Origin of the sequence: Chromohalobacter sp. 11-W (genome assembly GCF_029889905.1) — a bacterium.
Taxonomy (GTDB): domain Bacteria; phylum Pseudomonadota; class Gammaproteobacteria; order Pseudomonadales; family Halomonadaceae; genus Chromohalobacter.
Map to the genome: position 1 here is coordinate 84,255 of NZ_JARANZ010000004.1, position 17,985 is coordinate 102,239.

Below are 17,985 nucleotides of genomic sequence, written 5' to 3' on the forward strand. Positions count from 1 at the left end.
GATTATAACAAAGCAGGGCTCGGATACGGGGCGGCGCAATGTCGCGTTCTAACATATCGCCAGACAAGGTGCGCTTTGCTTGGGTCGCCAAGACGCGGTTGCTATCATGCGTTCATGAACGCTACGCCGCTCCCGCCGCGCCCCGCATCCCTCGACGATCCGCTTTATTATCTGCATAACTTCCGCAGTGCCTTGCGCTGGATCGAAGCGTGCTACGTGGATCTGTTCGATGACGAAGAGCGCGACTTTCTCACTCGTTTTGAAACCTTGCCCGAGCCCGCGCAGGCCCTGTGGGTGCGTATGGTCATGCGCAAAGGCGATACTTTTCGTGACGACCGGCTCGACTATGCGGAAATCGGAACGCCGTCTTCGGCGATGGTGGCGTTGATCGAATGCGAATGGGTGGAGGACGATCCGCCTCTATCGCTGGCGGCGCTGTGGTCCTTGCTGACCAAAGCCGAGATCGGCCGCCATCTGCACGGGCTGTTGCGGGATCACGGCCTCACACGTGGCGCGCGCAAGGCGGACATGCTCGAGGTGCTCGCCGAGGCCGACCTTGGCGAGCATTCGCTGACCGCATGGTGCCCCGAGATTCCCTTCAAGGTGGTGCGCATGACGCGCATGGCGCTGTGTGAGCGGCTGCGCTTGATGTTCTTTGGCAACCTGCATCAGGACTGGAGCGAGTTCGTGCTTGCCGATCTTGGCGTGCGCCGCTTCGAGCGGGTACCGCTGAGTCCTGCCTCGCGGGCCTTTCAGCGCCGCGAAGACATTCACACCTACGTACATCTGCATGCCTGTCGCGAGCGCCTGGAGGCTGGCGAGCCGATTGCCGACATACTTCATGACGTGCCGGCAGCGAATGACAATCCATGGCTGGAAAACCGGCGTGGCAAGCTGTTGTTTCTGCTGGCTCGGGCGCGTGAGCGCGAAGGTGCGCTGGAGGCAGCGGCAGGCCTTTACGCGCAGAGCGTTCATCCCGGTGCCCGTGGGCGCCGCCTGCGCATGCTGGAGCGCCAAACCTGCCATGCCGAGGCTTTGGCGCTGGCCAACGACGCCGCAGCGGCGCCGGAAAGCGAGGCCGAACGTCAGCAGTTGGACCGCCTGTTGCCGCGTCTGCATCGCCGTCTTGCACTCGCGCCGCCGTCCGTGACCGAGGAGCCGGTGCCGGCGCGCCTGGAAATGACGCTACCCCGCACGACGTCGGTGGAACGCGCCGTGGCGGCGCATCTGTCGTGCGCGTCGATGCCGGTGTACTACGTCGAGAATGCGTTGATCAATGCGCTGTTCGGTCTGCTGTGCTGGGAAGCAGTGTTCGCGCCGCTTGCCGGGGCCTTCTTTCATCCGTTCCAGCGGGCCCCCGCGGATCTGTTGCGCCCCGAGTTCGCCTCGCGTCGCGAGACGCTATTCGCACAGTGCCTGGCGCGTCTCGAGGTGCCCGAGGGCGAGCATGGCTATCGTGCCGTGATCCGCCGCACTTACCACGATAAGCATGGGCTCGAATCCGCTTTCGTGCAGTGGGAGGCGCTCGATGAAGCGTTGCTGGACATGGCGCTGGCGTGCCTGCCGGCGGCGCATCTGCGGCTGTGGTTCGAGCGTCTGCTGCGCGATGTGCGTGCCAACCGGGCGGGAATGCCGGATTTGATCCAGTTTCGCCCCGAGCAGGGCGACTACCGGATGATCGAGGTCAAGGGACCGGGCGATCGTCTGCAGGACAATCAACGCCGGTGGCTGGCGTTTTGCGCGCGTCACGACATGCCGCTCGATGTCTGCCACGTGACGTGGGCGTCATGAGCGAGGCAGTGGATTATACGGTGGCGGTGCGCACTCTGTGCGACTTCACCGCCAAGCGCGGCGATCTCGACTTGCGTTTCACGCCGTCGCCCAGCGCTGAAGAAGGCATCGAAGGGCATGCCCGAGTGGCCTCGCGTCGCGACGCCCATTATGAGCGCGAAGTCGCCGTGAGCGGTGTCTATTGGAGCGCTGCCGGATACAGTTTGCGCGTGCGTGGGCGTGCCGACGGTTTCGACCCGCAACGTGGACGTCTGGAAGAGATCAAGACCCATCGCGGAGACCTGACACGTCAGCCAGATAACCATCGTCATCTGCATTGGGCCCAGTTGCGCCTTTATGGCTGGCTACTATGTGAGGCGCGAGGTCTCGACGAACTCGAACTGGCGTTGGTGTATTTCGATATCGCCCGCCAGGTCGAGACACCGCTCGTCGAGCGTGTGGACCGTGAAAGCTTGCGTCATTTCTTCGAGGCGCAGTGCGCGGCGTTTCTCGACTGGGCGTTGCAGGAAACGGCACACCGTGCGGCACGCGACGAGGCGCTTGCGGCGATGCGTTTTCCCCATGCGAGCTGGCAGGGTGAGCAGCGCACGCTGGCGGAAAACGTCTACAAGGCGGCCAGTACCGGGCGCTCGCTTCTGGCCCAGGCGCCGACGGGTACCGGAAAGACCTTGGGCACGCTCTTTCCGATGCTCAAGGCGATGCCGACGCAGCGTCTCGATGGCCTGTGTTATCTCGCCGCCAAGACGCCCGGACGCCAGCTGGCGCTGGATGCGCTGAACCCCGTGGTGGAAACGACCCCACTGCGTGTGCTGGAGCTGACCGCGCGCGACAAGGCATGCGAGCATCCCGATCTTGCCTGCCACGGCGAGTCCTGCCCGTTGGCGGCGGGCTTTTTCGATAAGCTGCCTGATGCGCGTCGCGCACTGATTGCCGCTGGCGACTGGGATCGCGCGCGCCTGCGCGACACCGCCTTGGCGCATGACGTCTGTCCGTATTATCTGGGTCAGGAAATGGCGCGCTGGAGCGATGTCACGGTGGGCGATTATCACTATTACTTCGCCAGCGGCGGCTTGCTGCATCTATTGACCCAGGCCAACGACTGGCGCCTGGGCGTGCTGGTCGACGAGGCACATAATTTGGTCGAGCGTGCGCGTGATATGTACAGCGCAAGCCTCGATCAGGGCGATCTGCGCGCCCTGATCCGCGAGAAACCTACCGGGGTCAGCGCTGCGCTCAAGCAACTCAATCGTGAATGGAACGCGCTGGGCCGCGAGTGCGTCAACGAGCATACCGCACTCGAAAACGTTCCCGAGGCGTGGCTGGCGGCGTTGCAGCGCCTAGTGGGGACGATTGGGCAAGTAGCGGCCGAGCCGCCTTATACCTTGTCACCGGCCTTGCAGCGTTTCTATTTCGATGCCTTGAAGACGGTGCGCGTCGCCGAACTGTTCGATCGTCACTTCGTGTGCGACATCGCCATGCGCCCGGGCCACCGCGGTTTGCGTCATGCGCGCCTGAGCCTGCGCAACATCGTGCCGGCGCCGTTGCTGACCCCGCGTTTCAAGGCCGCGCATGCCAGCGTGCTGTTTTCGGCCACCCTGACGCCCGAGCGCTATCAGCGCGATCTGCTGGGGCTGCCTGAGGACAGCGTGTGGTTGGATGTCGCGTCGCCCTTCGCCAGGGAACAGCTCAGCGTGCATATCGCCCGGCATATATCCACGCGCTTTCGCGATCGCCAGGCATCGCTGGCACCTATCGCCGACTTGATCGCCGCGACCTATGCGCGGCGGCCAGGCAATTATCTGGCCTTCTTTAGCAGCTTCGCCTATCTGGAGGACGTCGCCGCGCGTTTGCGCGAGGCGCACCCCGAGGTGCCGCAATGGCAGCAGGCGCGGGGCATGGACGAAACGGCGCGGACGGATTTTCTGGCACGCTTCACGTCGCACGGGCGCGGGGTCGGGTTCGCGGTACTCGGAGGGGCCTTCGGCGAGGGTATCGATCTGCCGGGCGAGCGGCTGATCGGCGCCTTCATTGCCACCCTGGGGCTGCCGCAGGTCAATGCAGTCAACGAGCAGCGGCGACGCTATCTACAGGCGATGTTCGGTGCCGGCTACGACTATGCCTACGTCTATCCCGGGGTACAGAAGGTGATTCAGGCCGCCGGGCGTGTGATTCGCTCCCGTGAGGACCGGGGCACGATTCACCTGATCGACGATCGTTTCGCCGAGCCCCGTATTCAGGCGTTATTGCCGTCATGGTGGCACGTCACCCAAAACGTTGACGCTCAGGCTCGCAAGCCGGGCGGTGCTTCTTTAGGGTAGGGCGCACATGTCTCAGAGAGTGTTTACAAAAGGACTGCGCTCGACAATTCGGCGTTGAAATCGGCCTTAAAATACTCATTTACCCCACGTAAACTCCGCTTTTTCGCCCGATTTTGCCTTGTCTTGACGTCGCTCGCCTATTTTGTAAACCCCCTCTCAAGGACGCGTAGTATGAGCTTGATGCTGAGCGTGGCGCTATTCGTCGGATGCGCCCTGGTCATCGGTGTGGTCGGGACGCGCTTGACTAGCGTGGTGGACACACTTGCCGACCGCACCGGCATGGGGGAGGCCATTGCCGGGGCGGTGCTGATGGGGATGGCGACCTCGTTATCCGGCATCGTGCTGTCGGTGACGGCGGCCTGGAAGGGCCAGCCCGAATTGGCAATGAGCAACGCCGTGGGCGGGATCGCTGCTCAGACGTTGTTTCTCACCTTCGCCGATGCGGCGCTGCGACGCGTCAATCTCGAGCATGCGGCCGCGTCCATCGGCAATCTGGCGCAGGGCACGTTGTTGATGTGCCTGCTGGGTATGCTGTTGGTGGCGCGTTATTCGCCGGAGTGGACGCTGTGGGGCATTCATCCGGTCACGCCGCTTTTGTTTCTGGGCTACGTGTATGGGCTGCGTATCATCGATGAAGTGCGTAGCCAGCCGATGTGGATGCCACGACGCACGCGCGAAACCCGCGAGGATGCACCGGATGACGAAGCCCAGCGCTATTCCTTGATGCGGTTGTGGGGCGCGTTCGCCGCGCTGGCCTTGTTGCTGGGCGTCTCCGGCTGGGTGATGGAGAAAGCGGCGACGACGCTGGCGACCGAAACGGGCATGAGCCAGACCGCCGTGGGCATACTGCTGACTTCGGTCGCGACCTCCTTGCCCGAGCTGGTGACTGCGGTGGCCGCCGTACGACGCGGGGCGCTGACCCTGGCCGTGGGGGGGATCATCGGTGGTAACGCCTTCGACACGCTGTTCGCCGCCGCCTCGGATATCGCCTATCGCGACGGTTCGATCTATCACGCCGTTTCCGATCAGACATTGCTGTGGATCGCGCTGTCGGTGCTGATGACGGCGGTATTGCTGCTGGGGCTGGTGCGTCGCGAGAAGCACGGCCCGGCACGCATCGGCTTCGAGAGCGTGGCGCTGGTGCTGTTGTATGGCGCCGGGGTGGCGATGGTTTTCCACGAGGCTGCCTGAACCGCGTGATTCGGCGCGCGCGGTTGCCTCAGTCGAACAAGTCGCCCTGGGCATGCGGGGCGCGAAATGCACTGGTATCAAGCCCCATCTCGGCACGATCGCCGATGCCCAAGCGTCGGCAGGTGGTGCGGAAACGCTGCGCCAGCAGTTTCGCGAACACGCCTTCGCCGCGCATGCGATGGCCGAAGCGGGCATCGTAATCCTCGCCGCCACGGCATTGGCGGATCAGGCTCATGACCTTGTCGGCGCGTAGCGGGTAATGCTCGTTGAGCCAGGTCTCGAACAGCGGCGCGACCTCATGCGGCAGGCGTAGCAGCATCCAGGCGGCGGTGCGCGCACCGGCGTCGTGTCCGGCCTCCAGCAGGGACTCGAGTTCATGATCGGTCAGCCCCGGAATCACCGGCGAAATCAAGGTCCCCACGGGAATGCCCGCTTCGCTGAGTTCGCGGATGACCTTGAGGCGTGTGCGCGGTGCCGCCGTACGCGGTTCAAGCGTGCGCTTGAGGTCATCATCGAGGCTGGTCAGGCTGACGAAGACGCGCACCAGGCGGTGCTCGGCCATCTCGGCGAGCAAGGCCTTGTCGCGCAAGATCAAGGCACTCTTGGTGACCAATGTGACGGGATGGCGGGTATCCAGCAGCAGTTCCAGCAGGGCCCGGGTGGTGCCGCGCTCCGCTTCCAGAGGCTGGTAGCAATCGGTGTTGCCCGACAGATTGATCGGGCGACAGACGTAGCCGGGCTTGTCGAGTTCGTCGCGTAGCCGCTCGACCATGCCGGTGCGCGCGATCAGCTTGGTTTCGAAGTCGAGCCCCGGTGACATGTCCCAGTAGGCATGGCTGGGGCGTGCGTAGCAGTAGATGCAGCCGTGCTCGCAACCGCGATAGGGATTCAACGAGCGGTCGAAGGACAGATCCGGCGAGTGATTCCAGGACAACGCGCTCTTGGCGGGCTCGTCACGCACTTCGGTAGCCAGCCGTGTGGGCGCTTCTTCCTGCCACCAGCCATCGTCAATGGCTTCGCTGACCGTGGGTGCAAAACGATTGTGGGGGTCGAAGGTCGCGCCTCGCCCCTTGCGGGCCTGGGAGCGATCTCTGGGCGTCGTCATGGTTACGTCAACTAGACTGTATTTATAAACAGTATAGGCGCCTTGCCTGCACGTTCAAGTCGCTTGTGTTCGCGTGACGCTCCGGAAGCCGGGATCAGCTCGGCGGATAGCCCAGCGCCTCGCGCAAACGCGACGCATGCGCGGCGACCCACGTCGGGTCGATGGGCCCCCAGTCGCGGATGACATAGCGACCGATGTGATGCCGAGCGCCGGCTTGCTGCTCGAATTCGCAGTGAATGTCCAGCTCCACGAGGGCATTGACGGTGTCCTGCGCTGTGCGACGCGGCATGCCGGTGGCTTCGATCAGCGCGGGTACGCTAGCCGTCCCGTTGTCGATGAGGTGCGCAACATATAGCCGGCGATAAAAGCTGCTTTGGGTCTTGCTCAGCGCCATGGGTGTTCTCCTGTAAAGGGTCATACAGCATAACGCCCCGCTCCCATGAAGGGGCAGGGCGCATGCGTGGCAGCGTGTGGGAAGAGGCGAATCAGAAGCGCAGTGTCACGCCGCCTTCCACGTAGCGATCCTGGGTATTGTAGCCGTCGACCAATTGGTATTCCTTGTCGAAGGCGTTCTCCATCTTGGCCGAGAGCTCGATCATGGGCGTGACCTGCCAGCTGGTACGCAGATCGATGACGCCATAACCGGCGACAGTGGTGTCGCCATAGGTGACGAAATCGGTATCGCGACGATCGCCAGCGGCGCGCAAGGTAGCGCCGAACGACCAGTCGGCCAGCGCGTAGTCGGCGTCCATTCGTCCGAAGGTGCGGGCACGACGCTGCAGGCGCTCGCCGGTCTGCCGGTCCTCGGGGTTCTGGTGGGTGAGGCTGGCGCTGAGCGTCAGGCCACCGGCTTGCCAGCCGCCGCTGAGCTCGACCCCGCGAATGCGGGCCTTGTCGACGTTGTAAGGAACGGATGTGATGGGATCGTAGCCGATCAGGTCGTCGATACGGTTATCGAAGACGGTCACTCGCGTGTGCCAGTTGTCGCGCTCGTAGGCCCAGAACGCCTCGAGGTTTTTGGCGGTTTCCGCATCTAGATCGGGGTTGGTGCCGTAGGGCCCATAGAGATCGATCAGGTTGGGTGCCTTGTAGGCCGTGGAGACGCTGGCGCCGAGTCGCTGAAACGGCGTGAGTCGATAGGCGTAGCCGAGGCTGCCGGTGGTCTCGTCGCCAAACAGGGAATCGTCGTCATAGCGTAAGGAACCGGAAAGCTCGTGGGCGCCATAGGTGCGCTGCATCATGCCATAGATGCCGATATTCTCGCGGCTATCGCGGTCGTAGCTGGCACCGGCGCGGTTATCGAAGTCGACGCTGTCGTGGCGGTAATCGACGCCCAGCACGTCGACGCCGTTGTCGCGGGTGAAGCGGTGCTGCAGCCCGACTTCATCGCGGTGGCTCTCGATGAGGCTTTGGCGTTCGCCTGCGCGACGCTCCTCACGTTGCTCGTCGAAATGGCCGGCGGTGATCAGCATCTGCCAGTCCGGCTGGAGTTGGACATCGAGCTGGCCACCGAAGGACTGCAGATAGCCTTTGGTGGCACAGTCCTGTGACGCTGGTGCTAGGAAGTCGCCGGTGCGGAAGCAATTGTCGTATTCGCCCTCGAAGTTCTGCCGCAGGGCATTGACGCTCACCTCGACGTCATCGTTGATGCGATGTGAGAGCCCCAACTGGGCACCTTCGCGCTCGAAGCCGTCACGCTCGCCGCTGTCGTCCGCCTGCGTGGCATTGAAGCCATCGCCGTCGCGGTGGAAGAGCGAGGCGTTCAGCCGAGTGTCGTCATCGCCGGTGGCGACCCAGGCGCTTTGGCGTTGCGTGCTGTCGCTGCCTGCGCTCGCCTTGAGTCCGCCTTGGGTGCCGGAGGTTGCGCCACGCCGCGTGAAGACCTGGATGACACCGCCGATGGCGTCGGCGCCATAGGCAGCAGCCCGGGGCCCACGCACGATCTCGATGCGCTCGATGGCCTCGAGCGGCAGCATTTCCAAACTGGCGCCACCACTGGTTGCCGAGTTGATGCGCACGCCGTCGACCAGCACCAGGCTATGGTCGGATTCGGTGCCGCGCATGAATAGGCTGGATGTCGTGCCGGGCGAACCGCTTTGGGCTATTTCGATGCCCGCGCGGCCCTGCAGCAGATCGATGATCGAGCCGGCCTGGCTGCGTTCGATGTCATCACGGTCGATGACGGTGGTACTTGCCAGCACATCGCTTTGCGATTGGGGAAGCCGGTTGGCGGTGACCTGAAGGTCGGATAGTTGTTGATCGCCCTGCGCCTGTGCACTGCCCGCCATCACGAAGGCCAGCCACAGCAGATTCTTTTTATGCAACATAGAAAAACGCCTCATCAGCGTAAGAAACGAGTTACGCGATGAGGAGGACAAGAGGTGACGCCGCCGCGTCGCCTGGACGGCGTGAATGCAACGGTCGCCACTGGCGAAGCCCTCCGCATCAGCCAGTGCTGAGAACCAGGCCGGTCTCCGGACTGACGCGCTGGCGGCGGAGAATATCCGACACCGGGCGGAAACGCCTTCCCACTCGAGCTAACCAAAGAGCAGTGGCGGTCGCATGCGCGGCTGGCAGCGACGATTTCCGACGTGGCGCGATTACCGTTGCGGGGGCAGTACGGGACTTTCACCCGTTTCCCGAGCACCTGGGTCTCGACGGGCGGGGATTCTGCTTGGCGGCTTTGGGGAAGTCAAACGCCGGTCGCGGAGGGCGCGACCGGCATGCAAAGAGACGAAATCTCTCAGAGAGAGAGGAACACGCCGGCCAATGTCGCGCTCATCAGGTTGGAGAGCGTGCCGGCGGCCACAGCCTTGAGCCCCAGCCGCGCGATATCGCTGCGTCGACTGGGCGCCATCATGCCGAGCCCGCCCATCAGAATGGCAATGGAGGCGAGATTGGCAAAACCGCACAGCGCGAAAGTGACGATGGCCCGAGCATGCGCGCTCAGTGCTTGCGGATCGGCGGCGAGGTTGGCGAAGGCGACGAACTCGTTGAGTACCAGTTTCTGACCCAGGAAGCTGCCGGCATGGATCGCCTCTTCCCAGGGGACGCCGATCAAGAACGCCAAGGGCGCGAACAGATAACCGAGTAGCAGTTCCAGGGTCAGATCCGGGTAACCCAACCAGCCGCCGATGCCACCCAGAATCTGGTTGCCCAGCGCGATCAGGGCGATGAAGGCCAGCAGCATGCCGCCCACGTTGAGGGCTAGCTGGACACCGGAAGCGGCTCCGTTGGCCGCCGCCTCGATGACGTTGGCAGGGGCCTCGTCGTCTTCGCCGTCGATGACGTCTTCCACTGGCTGAGACGGGGGCTCGGTTTCGGGCACGATGAGCTTGGCCATCAGCAGCCCGCCCGGCGCCGCCATGAACGAGGCAGCCAGCAGGTATTCCAGGGAGATGCCCATCGCCGCATAACCGCCGAGTACGCTACCGGCCACCGAGGCCAGGCCACCGACCATCACTGCGAAGAGCTCGGAGCGGGTCATGCGCGACAGGAACGGACGCACGGCCATCGGCGCTTCGGTCTGTCCGACGAAGATATTGGCGGCGGCGGAAAGCGATTCGGTACGCGAAGTGCCCAGCAGTTTCTGCAGCGCGCCGCCCATCAGCTTGATCACCCAGCGCATGATGCCCAGGTAATAAAGCACGGCGACCAGGGAAGAAAAGAACACGATGATGGGCAATACGCGCAGGGCGAAGACGAAACCGCCGTCACCGAAGACCTCGAACATGGTGTCGCTGACCAGGCCGCCAAAGACGAAATTCATACCCGCTTGGGCACTGTCGATGACCGACTGTACGGCGTTGGTGAGCCCCAGCAGGACGCTTTGTCCGAAAGGGATGGCGAGCACGAACAGGCCAAGACCGGCTTGAATGGCAAGCGCCCCGGCGACGGTGCGCAGACGAATGGCTCGACGGTTTTCGGACAAGGCGAGGGCGATCAGCAGGACGACCACCACGCCGACGAGCCCCATGAGGGTTTGCATCGAATACTCCTGAATGACGCGGTCTGGGTTACGAGAAGTGCGGCCATGATGGCGATATCGCTGCCTTCTCTAAGGACCGAGAAGGCGCGCTGGGGTGGCACCCTTTGAGGCGACCGTGGGGTCGCCTCAAAGGGTGCGTACTTTATCAGGATCGCTGGCCGATGTGGGGGCGATTATGCCAAGGCACTGATCGAACAGCCGATCATTGGCTCTCGGGTTCATGCAGGACTAGCTCGACACGACGATTCGCCGCACGTCCCTCGGCCGTGGCGTTGCTTTTCAGCGGGTGTGTGTCGGCATATCCCACCGCGCGTAGCTCATCGCTATCGAGACCTTCTTCGACCAGGAACCGTAAGACGGCGGTGGCACGCGCCGTCGAGAGTTCCCAGTTGGAGGGAAAGCGGTCGGTGGCGATGGGGCGACTATCCGTATGGCCCTCGATGGTGATATCGCCCTCGTATTGCTGCAGCGAGTCCAGCAACTGACGCAGTACCTCGCGGCCTTCGTCGGTGAGGCCGGCGCGGCTGCTGGAAAACAGCAGGCGATTCTCGATGCGGAAGTTCAGGGTCTGGGCGCTTTGTGTCACTACCACGCCATCGATCAAGGGCTTGAGCGTACTCGTCAGCTGGCGCACGCGACGGGTATCGCGGGAGGCCTCGACGCTGGTCATCAAGGCCTTGGCGGGATCCGGGTTGACCATGATCACGCGTGGAGGCCGTGGCGCCATCGGCGGTGGCGTATAGAAAGCGGTGTCACGCGGCGGAACGTAGCGTTTGTTTGAACGCGGTGGGGTGTAGAAATTCGGTGACCATGCGGGCGCTTGCAGTGTGGGCACGCCCAGGGCCGGGAAGGCGAGCGCCTCGTCGCTGGCGCTGCTATCGTCGTTTCCGGTGAGTGCCAATAGTAGCACGAACAAGGTGATCAGCAAGGTGAGCATGTCGAGATAGCTCATCAGCCAGCCGCCGCCTTCATCGCCCGCGTGATTTACGGGGGCGATCAAGGTATCGCCGGCGTCGATGGCGTAGCGATGCGTCGCACGGCTCATGCCACCGTTTCCTCCTCACGTGACCGCTTGGATGTTCCAGGTGCCGGTTCGCGGATCTCGTCCTGGTGCTCGGCCATGAAGGAATTCAGCGTGTCCTCGATGAACGACGGCAGGCGGCGCTTGGCGATCAGCATCACCCCTTCCATGACCATGTGCATTTCGATCAGACGCTCCTCGGTGCGGCGTTCCAGTTTCACCGCAATCGGCTTGAAGAGCAGGTTGGCGAGCAGGATGCCGTAAAACGTCGACATCAGAGCAATGGCGAGACGCGGGCCGATGATCGTCAGGTCGCCGCCGTCGATCACTTCGAGCATGTTGATCAGGCCGATCAAGGTGCCCAGCATGCCGAACGCGGGCGCGTAGGTGGCCATGGTGCGAAAGATCTGCGACTCGGCGTATTCACGCGCGCGCATGCGGGCGATGCGCCAACGCAGGACATCGTGAATCTCGTCATCCTGAGTATTGGCGATCACCAGGGATACCCCGGTGCGCAAAAAGGGATTGCGCGTGTCTTCGAGCTCGGCTTCGATGGCGCGAATATTGCCACGAAACCAGTGCCGGGCCATGGATACCAGCGTCTGGATGTCATCGTCGATACGGCTGTTTTCGCGACGGAAGACGAGCCCTACCAGACGCGAGACGCGCACTACCTCACGCATGGGATAGCTGATGAACGTGGCGGCCAGCGTGCCGGTGATGACGATGGCGAGGCCGGGGAAATTGAAGAAGCTGCTGGGCGTTTGCGCGGTAAAAAGTACGACGGTGGCGAGCAGCAGCACACTGGCGGCGATGCCGATCAGAGTCGACGGGTTCATGGGCGTTGTCCGATGCAGGAGCAGCATGAAAGCGATAGAGCGATGTGGCCAAGGGCCACCATGACGCATGATACGCGCGGCTGGGGCGTGCAAAGCGTGTATTTGCCGTGTGCTTTGTGCGCTTTTCAACGACTAGAGGACGGCTAGGATAGGGCGTTCGTGAAACATGTCGGGTCGTCACTGATCACGGCGTCGACGCCCCATGCCCAGCAGGGCCGAAAAACCGCCGGGTTGTTGGCGGTATAGCACAGCAGGCGCAGCCCCGCGTCTCGTACGGCGCTGGCGCCGGCGGGCTTCAGCTTGCGCCAGTCGAGGTGGATGCTATACGCCAGGAGATTTTCGGCATCCGCGCGCCAGCCCTTGGGGAGCTTGTCGTAGAGTAGTCCCAGGCGTAGCCGGTGCGGATCGGTTTCGATATCGCGTGCCGTGCGCAGCGCGTCTCGGTCGAACGAGGACACCAGCAGTCGCGAGGGTGGGAGCGCTGCCAGCAAGCGCGGAACGACGGCCTTGGCCAGGGCGGCGGGGCTATGCCGATAGCTGATCTTGAGTTCGAGGTTGAGCCCCATGTCGCATTCGACGATCAGTGCCAGCATCTCGTCGAGCGTTGCCATGCGCTCGTGGCGAAACGCCGGGCTGAACCAACTGCCCACGTCCAGTTGGTGTGCCTGGGCGAGATCGAGATGCCGCAACTTGCCGCGTCCGTTGGAGCAGCGTCGTACGCCGGCGTCATGCCAGATCACTGGGGTGCCATCGCCGAGTTGCTGGACATCGAGCTCCACCCAACGGCATCCGGCCGTGTGGGCAGCGCGTACCGCGGCCAGGGTATTCTCGGGGGCATGCGCGGAAAGCCCGCGATGCGCGATAACGCGGGGGAGTGCGAGGCTCGTCTCGCTGATCGGTGAGGCTTGTGCCTCGCGCTGGGGGGTGATTGTCGGCGGCAAGGTAGTACCGCTTGAAGAAAGTGGCATGTAAATGAACCTCGCGAGTGGCCGATGGGCATTATGGCATGTCGTAGCGGTATTGGTTCAGTGGTGGGAGGCATGCCGTTCACGTTGGTATTGCCGCCTAGATTGAGACACCTTTTTGACAGAATCATGACCGTATCGCCATGGGGCGGCGTTCGGGGATATGCTAATCTGCGCGCCTTGTTTCGAGATCAGTCGTCTGGCGCTTTGGCCGACAGACGGCGCCCGACCGGCAGAGAGACCGATGAAAATCATTCATGTTAAGAACCCGGAAAGCCGCGAGGCCTGCCTCGCACAGCTGTGCGCCAATGTGTATGGCCAAAAAGCCGGGCTCGATCCCCTGGTGACCTTCACTGGCACGTTAGGGGTGTTGTTCGAGCAGGACGCGGCACGCATTTTCGTCCTGGCCGACGAGCAGCAGACGATTCTCGCCATGCTGTTGCTGGTCTCGGACATCGAAGGCCAAGGCATGGAAGTGACATTACTCTCGACACCGGAAACTGGGGGCGACGAAGAGCATGTCAAACGCCTGGTCAGGGAAATGGCCACGCGCGCGCCCTTGCGAGTGCATGCCCCCGACGAGGCCAGCGAGACCTTCTTTCGTGATTGCGGCATCACTCGATGGCTGGATATGCCGGACGGCATGCGTCTGGGCTTGGCCGCGCAACATGAAACAGTAACGCCGGATACCTTGACGAAACCGTTGCGTTTCAATGCCGAGGGCATCGTGCAGACCTTCAAGCGTGAGCCCGAGACCTTCGAGTCGTACAAGGCGCGTTTCATCGCCGGCCTGGAACGTTTCGACGGCCGCGTGTGACGCCACTCGCAGAGCGATGCCATGCGACTTTAGTGGCGATGCGCCACTCCGGGCACATTCTCGGGGCCGGACGGCTTGACCCGGCGAGCGTTCGGCGCTTGGATGAAAGTCCAGATTCGTTAGCTTCATAAGGAAGAATGTATGGCCAAGCGTATTCAGTTCGCGCGCACCGGCGGGCCCGAGGTCCTGGAATATGTCGACGCTACTCCCGCCGAGCCCGGCCCGGGCGAGGTTCGCGTTCGCAATCGCGCGGTGGGATTGAACTTCATCGACATCTACTTCCGTACTGGGCTTTATCCGGCACCGAGCTTGCCGTCCGGCTTGGGCACCGAAGGGGCCGGGGAAATCGAGGCGGTCGGCGAGGGCGTGAAAGGCTTCGCGCCGGGAGATCGTGTCGCCTATGCCCAAGGGGCGTTAGGCGCTTACGCCGAGCAGCACGTGTTGCCGGCGGAGAAGGTCGTGGCGTTGCCCGAGGCCATCGGCTTCGAGACCGCTGCGGCGGCCATGCTCAAGGGACTGACGGTGCAATATCTTCTGCGTCAGACATATCGGGTAAAAGAAGGCGAGACGATTCTGTTCCATGCCGCCGCGGGCGGCGTTGGCTCCATCGCTTGCCAATGGGCGAAGGCGCTGGGTGTGAAGTTGATCGGCACCGTCGGCTCGCCCGAGAAAGCCGAGTTGGCCAAGCGCAACGGCGCTTGGGCGACCATCGACTACACACGGGAAAATGTCGTCGAGCGCGTGCGCGAGTTGACCGGTGGCGAGATGGTGCCGGTGGTGTACGACTCGGTGGGCAAGGATACCTGGGAAACGTCGCTTGATTGCCTGCAAAAACGCGGCCTGATGGTCAGCTTCGGCAATGCCTCGGGCCCGGTCGAAGGCGTCAACATCGGTATCCTCAATCAGAAGGGCGCCTTGTTCGTGACGCGACCCAGCCTCAATGGTTATGCCGACACGCGTGAGCGCTTCGAGGCCATGGCCGAGGAACTGTTCGAGGTGATCGCCAGCGGCAAGGTCGCCATCGATGTCGCCAACCGTTACCCCTTGAGCGAGGCCGCCCAGGCCCAGGAAGCCCTGGCGGCGCGCAAGACCACTGGCTCGACGGTACTGCTGCCCTGAGACATTTCAGATAACGGTCAGATGACGACATTAAAAGCCCGGGTCCTGTCTGGTACAGGCCCGGGCTTTTTGGGTCTAGCCCTTAGGCACTGCCTGAAAAGTCGACGAGCGAAGGTCAGACAAGGCAAAAATCAGCGAAAAAGCGGAGTTTACGGGTTGTAAATGAGCACTTTGAGCTGATTTTTAACGCAGTATGGCTGAGCGCAGACAGTTTTCAGACAATGCCTAGGGTTAACGCTTAGTGAGTGTCGTGCCACACCACACTTTCCTTGTCGAGAGCGAAGGCATCGAAGGCGAAGTCGTCGACGCTGAGCATTTCCAGCACTTCCTTCTCGAATCGCCGCATGAAGTCGGCTTCTGCATCGTCGATCAGACCGGACTCCCAAGCTGCTTCCACGCGCTGCTCCGGATGCAGCGCCTCGGCGGGTAATTCACCCTTGCCATAGGCCTTGGCGATACGCCGGTAGAGCGGCTCGGCCTGCTCGCTGTCGGCGAGCAGGGCATTGTAGCGGGCCAGCGGGTTGTCCTGTTGCCCGGCGTCCTGTGTATCCCAGGTGTTTTCAGTCAGCTTGCGACGCAAGGCGCTGTCGGTGGAGACGGCGTGGGCGATATCGCGCGTGAAGCGATCATGAGGCTTGTGCCAGCGCCGTCCGAGCGGCATCGCGATGGCCGATAGGGTCGTCGCCAGGGCCCTATTGGGCAGGTTGTCGAACAATTCGATGAAGGCTTGCTCGGCGCGATGGAGCAACGTGCGGCAGCTGTAATGCAAAAGCGTTGCCTCATGCTCGACGTTGTCCGACTCGTGCCACTGCTTGAGCAGCATCGAGGTTAGATAGAGGTTGGACAGTACGTCGCCGAGGCGCGCCGAGAGCATTTCACGTTTCTTGAGGCCTGAGCCGAGGCTCGCCATGGCGGCATCGGCACACAGGCCGAAGGCCGCGGACAGCCGTGCGACTTCCTGCGCGTAAGGGGCGGCGATCTCGTCGAACGGAACGCTTGGCTTGCCGATCCCCAGGCCCAGAGTAAAAGCGCGCGCGGCATTGCCGAAGACCATGCCGGTGTGGCGGAAGATGGCCTTGTCGAAGGCCGGGAGGTCATCGTTGTCCTTGGCGGCGAGCTCGTTGAGCACATGGGGGTGGCAGCGAATCGCGCCCTGGCCGAAGATCATCAGGTTGCGCGTCATGATGTTGGCGCCTTCCACGGTGATCGACACCGGGTTGGCGGCATAGGCGATACCCAGGTAGTTGCGCGGCCCCAACGTGACGGTGCGGCCGCCGTGCACATCCATGGCATCGGCGAGCATGTTGCGTTGGAATTCGGTCAACTGGCTCTTGAGGATGGCCGAGGGCACCGCCGGCTTGACGCCGTGGTCGATGGTGTTGGCGGTTTGCATGACCGCTGCCTGGGCGATATAGGCATGCGCGGCGATACGCGCCAACGGCTCCTGGACACCTTCCATCTCGGCGACGGGCAGGTTGAATTGACGGCGGATGCGGGTATAGCCGCCAGCCCAGCCCAGCGCATAGCGGCCGATACCCGAAGCACCGGAGGGCAGGGTAATGCAGCGCCCCACGGACAGGCATTCGACCAGCATGCGCCAGCCTTGTCCGGCCATCTCGGTGCCGCCGATGATCCAGTCGAGGGGGATGAAGACATCCTGGCCGCGAATCGGGCCATTCATGAACGGGCTACCGATGGGATGGTGGCGGCGTCCGATCTCCATGCCCTGCGTATTGCGAGGGATCAGCGCGCAGGTGATGCCAAGGTCTTCGGTATCGCCGAGCAGGCCGTCGGGGTCGAACATGCGAAACGCCAGGCCGACCACGGTGGCGATGGGGGCCAGGGTGATCCAGCGTTTTTCGAAGGTGAGCTTGAGCCCGAGGACGTCCTCGCCATTGTGTTTGCCTCGGCAGACGACGCCGACATCGGGCAGCGAGGTAGCATCGCTGCCCGCGCGCGGTCCTGTGAGCCCGAAGCAGGGGATCTCGCGTCCATCCGCCAGGCGTGGCAAGTAATGGTCTTTCTGTTCCTCGGTGCCGTATTTGAGCAGCAGCTCACCCGGCCCCAGTGAATTGGGCACGCCGACCGTGACCATCAGCGTCTCATTGACGGCCAGTTTTTGCAGTACTGCCGATTGTGCCTTGGCGGAGAATTCCAGCCCGCCATAGCGCTTGGGAATGATCATCCCGAAGAAGCCTTCGCGCTTGAGGTAGTCCCAAAGCTCGGGCGGCAGGTCGGCACGCGTGCGGGCGATCTCCCAGGCGTTGCACATGCCGGCGGCCACGGAGCATTGATGGTCGACGAAAGCCTGCTCTTCCTCGCTCAGTTCCGTGGTGCCGAAATCCAGCAGCCGTTGCCATTGGGGGCGGCCTGAGAAGAGCTCACCGTCCCAGGCCACACTGCCCGCTTCGAGGGCGATACGCTCGGTCTCGGAGACCTTGGGCGCCGACTTCTTGAAGGCCGCGAACAGGCGCGGAGTCAGCCAGCGCCGCCGCAATGTGGGTAGCCCACAGGCCGCCACGGCCAGGGCGCCGAGCCACAGCAGCACGCCCACTGTCACTGCGCCGAAGACGATACCGAGGGCGCCGAGGATCAATAACAGCCCCAACGCCGGCAAGGCGCCTGCCTCCCGACGCATGATCCAGACCAGGCCTGCCAGCGCCACGACGATGAGCAACAGTTCCAACATGTGCACTCTCCCTGGATAATTTCTAACGCTTGTTTGAATTCAGCCTAGCGTACTCGTGTCGCCACGACTAGTCATCCATGGTGGAAGTCGTGATTCAGGAGGGAAGGCGTCCTTCAAGATTGACGAGAGGCCCCGCGCCGCC

13 protein-coding genes and 1 riboswitch are annotated in these 17,985 nt (G+C 63.0%); of the genes, 5 read left to right on the forward strand and 8 right to left on the reverse strand.

Annotation, left to right across the window (positions count from 1 at the left end):
• The first annotated feature begins 114 nt into the window (after positions 1–114).
• The 3 genes from OP494_RS07080 (at position 115) to OP494_RS07090 (ending at position 5,300) form a co-directional block, all read left to right on the forward strand.
• Entirely contained in the window at positions 115–1,791 is a 1,677-nt protein-coding gene (locus OP494_RS07080) for a VRR-NUC domain-containing protein (protein ID WP_280540074.1), read from the forward strand.
• On the forward strand, positions 1,788–4,109 hold the full coding sequence (locus OP494_RS07085; protein ID WP_280540075.1) for a helicase C-terminal domain-containing protein: 2,322 nt from the start codon (positions 1,788–1,790) through the stop codon (positions 4,107–4,109). The genes OP494_RS07080 and OP494_RS07085 overlap by 4 nt, the downstream gene beginning before the upstream one ends.
• Positions 4,110–4,280: 171 nt before the next feature.
• Complete coding sequence (locus OP494_RS07090) at positions 4,281–5,300, forward strand: sodium:calcium antiporter (protein ID WP_280540076.1); 1,020 nt, start codon at positions 4,281–4,283, stop codon at positions 5,298–5,300.
• 28 nt (positions 5,301–5,328) lie between these two features.
• On the opposite strand, the gene OP494_RS07095 is transcribed toward OP494_RS07090, so the two are convergent.
• The 7 genes from OP494_RS07095 to OP494_RS07125 all read right to left on the reverse strand — a co-directional run bounded on the left by OP494_RS07095 (position 5,329) and on the right by OP494_RS07125 (position 13,149).
• The gene (locus tag OP494_RS07095) at positions 5,329–6,405 is read right to left on the reverse strand and encodes a PA0069 family radical SAM protein (protein WP_280540077.1); all 1,077 of its coding nucleotides are present in this window, start codon (positions 6,403–6,405) and stop codon (positions 5,329–5,331) included.
• Positions 6,406–6,499: 94 nt separating this feature from the next.
• Positions 6,500–6,799: a winged helix-turn-helix domain-containing protein gene (locus OP494_RS07100; protein WP_280540078.1), complete on the reverse strand. Its 300-nt coding sequence runs from the start codon at positions 6,797–6,799 to the stop codon at positions 6,500–6,502.
• 91 nt (positions 6,800–6,890) lie between these two features.
• Positions 6,891–8,732 (reverse strand): TonB-dependent receptor, encoded by a 1,842-nt coding sequence (locus OP494_RS07105; protein WP_280540079.1) that lies wholly within the window; start codon positions 8,730–8,732, stop codon positions 6,891–6,893.
• Between the two features lie 120 nt (positions 8,733–8,852).
• A riboswitch (cobalamin riboswitch) is annotated at positions 8,853–9,071 on the reverse strand.
• Between the two features lie 77 nt (positions 9,072–9,148).
• Complete coding sequence (locus OP494_RS07110) at positions 9,149–10,393, reverse strand: NupC/NupG family nucleoside CNT transporter (protein WP_280540080.1); 1,245 nt, start codon at positions 10,391–10,393, stop codon at positions 9,149–9,151.
• A 202-nt stretch (positions 10,394–10,595) separates the two neighbouring features.
• Positions 10,596–11,438, reverse strand: coding sequence for an OmpA family protein (locus OP494_RS07115; RefSeq protein ID WP_280540081.1), 843 nt, complete (start codon positions 11,436–11,438; stop codon positions 10,596–10,598).
• Positions 11,435–12,253, reverse strand: coding sequence for a MotA/TolQ/ExbB proton channel family protein (locus tag OP494_RS07120; protein ID WP_280540082.1), 819 nt, complete (start codon positions 12,251–12,253; stop codon positions 11,435–11,437). The genes OP494_RS07115 and OP494_RS07120 overlap by 4 nt, the downstream gene beginning before the upstream one ends.
• A 143-nt stretch (positions 12,254–12,396) precedes the next feature.
• Positions 12,397–13,149, reverse strand: coding sequence for a glycerophosphoryl diester phosphodiesterase (locus OP494_RS07125; protein ID WP_280540245.1), 753 nt, complete (start codon positions 13,147–13,149; stop codon positions 12,397–12,399).
• Between the two features lie 313 nt (positions 13,150–13,462).
• On the opposite strand from OP494_RS07125, the gene OP494_RS07130 reads away from it, so the two are divergent.
• The gene (locus tag OP494_RS07130) at positions 13,463–14,035 is read left to right on the forward strand and encodes a hypothetical protein (RefSeq protein WP_280540083.1); all 573 of its coding nucleotides are present in this window, start codon (positions 13,463–13,465) and stop codon (positions 14,033–14,035) included.
• 141 nt (positions 14,036–14,176) lie between these two features.
• Positions 14,177–15,154, forward strand: coding sequence for an NADPH:quinone reductase (locus tag OP494_RS07135; RefSeq protein WP_280540084.1), 978 nt, complete (start codon positions 14,177–14,179; stop codon positions 15,152–15,154).
• A gap of 238 nt (positions 15,155–15,392) precedes the next feature.
• On the opposite strand, the gene OP494_RS07140 is transcribed toward OP494_RS07135, so the two are convergent.
• Positions 15,393–17,843 carry an acyl-CoA dehydrogenase gene (locus OP494_RS07140; RefSeq protein WP_280540085.1) on the reverse strand — a complete coding sequence of 817 codons (2,451 nt, stop codon included), beginning with the start codon at positions 17,841–17,843 and terminating at the stop codon, positions 15,393–15,395.
• Between the last annotated feature and the right edge of the window lie 142 nt (positions 17,844–17,985).

What these genes read in the sequence shown, in the direction of transcription:
- OP494_RS07080 (WP_280540074.1), top strand. Translation starts at nt 115, where the DNA reads ATGAACGCTACGCCGCTCCCGCCGCGCCCCGCATCCCTCGACGATCCG.
- OP494_RS07085 (WP_280540075.1), top strand. Translation starts at nt 1,788, where the DNA reads ATGAGCGAGGCAGTGGATTATACGGTGGCGGTGCGCACTCTGTGCGAC.
- OP494_RS07090 (WP_280540076.1), top strand. Translation starts at nt 4,281, where the DNA reads ATGAGCTTGATGCTGAGCGTGGCGCTATTCGTCGGATGCGCCCTGGTC.
- OP494_RS07095 (WP_280540077.1), bottom strand. Translation starts at nt 6,405, where the DNA reads ATGACGACGCCCAGAGATCGCTCCCAGGCCCGCAAGGGGCGAGGCGCG.
- OP494_RS07100 (WP_280540078.1), bottom strand. Translation starts at nt 6,799, where the DNA reads ATGGCGCTGAGCAAGACCCAAAGCAGCTTTTATCGCCGGCTATATGTT.
- OP494_RS07105 (WP_280540079.1), bottom strand. Translation starts at nt 8,732, where the DNA reads ATGTTGCATAAAAAGAATCTGCTGTGGCTGGCCTTCGTGATGGCGGGC.
- OP494_RS07110 (WP_280540080.1), bottom strand. Translation starts at nt 10,393, where the DNA reads ATGCAAACCCTCATGGGGCTCGTCGGCGTGGTGGTCGTCCTGCTGATC.
- OP494_RS07115 (WP_280540081.1), bottom strand. Translation starts at nt 11,438, where the DNA reads ATGAGCCGTGCGACGCATCGCTACGCCATCGACGCCGGCGATACCTTG.
- OP494_RS07120 (WP_280540082.1), bottom strand. Translation starts at nt 12,253, where the DNA reads ATGAACCCGTCGACTCTGATCGGCATCGCCGCCAGTGTGCTGCTGCTC.
- OP494_RS07130 (WP_280540083.1), top strand. Translation starts at nt 13,463, where the DNA reads ATGAAAATCATTCATGTTAAGAACCCGGAAAGCCGCGAGGCCTGCCTC.
- OP494_RS07135 (WP_280540084.1), top strand. Translation starts at nt 14,177, where the DNA reads ATGGCCAAGCGTATTCAGTTCGCGCGCACCGGCGGGCCCGAGGTCCTG.
- OP494_RS07140 (WP_280540085.1), bottom strand. Translation starts at nt 17,843, where the DNA reads ATGTTGGAACTGTTGCTCATCGTCGTGGCGCTGGCAGGCCTGGTCTGG.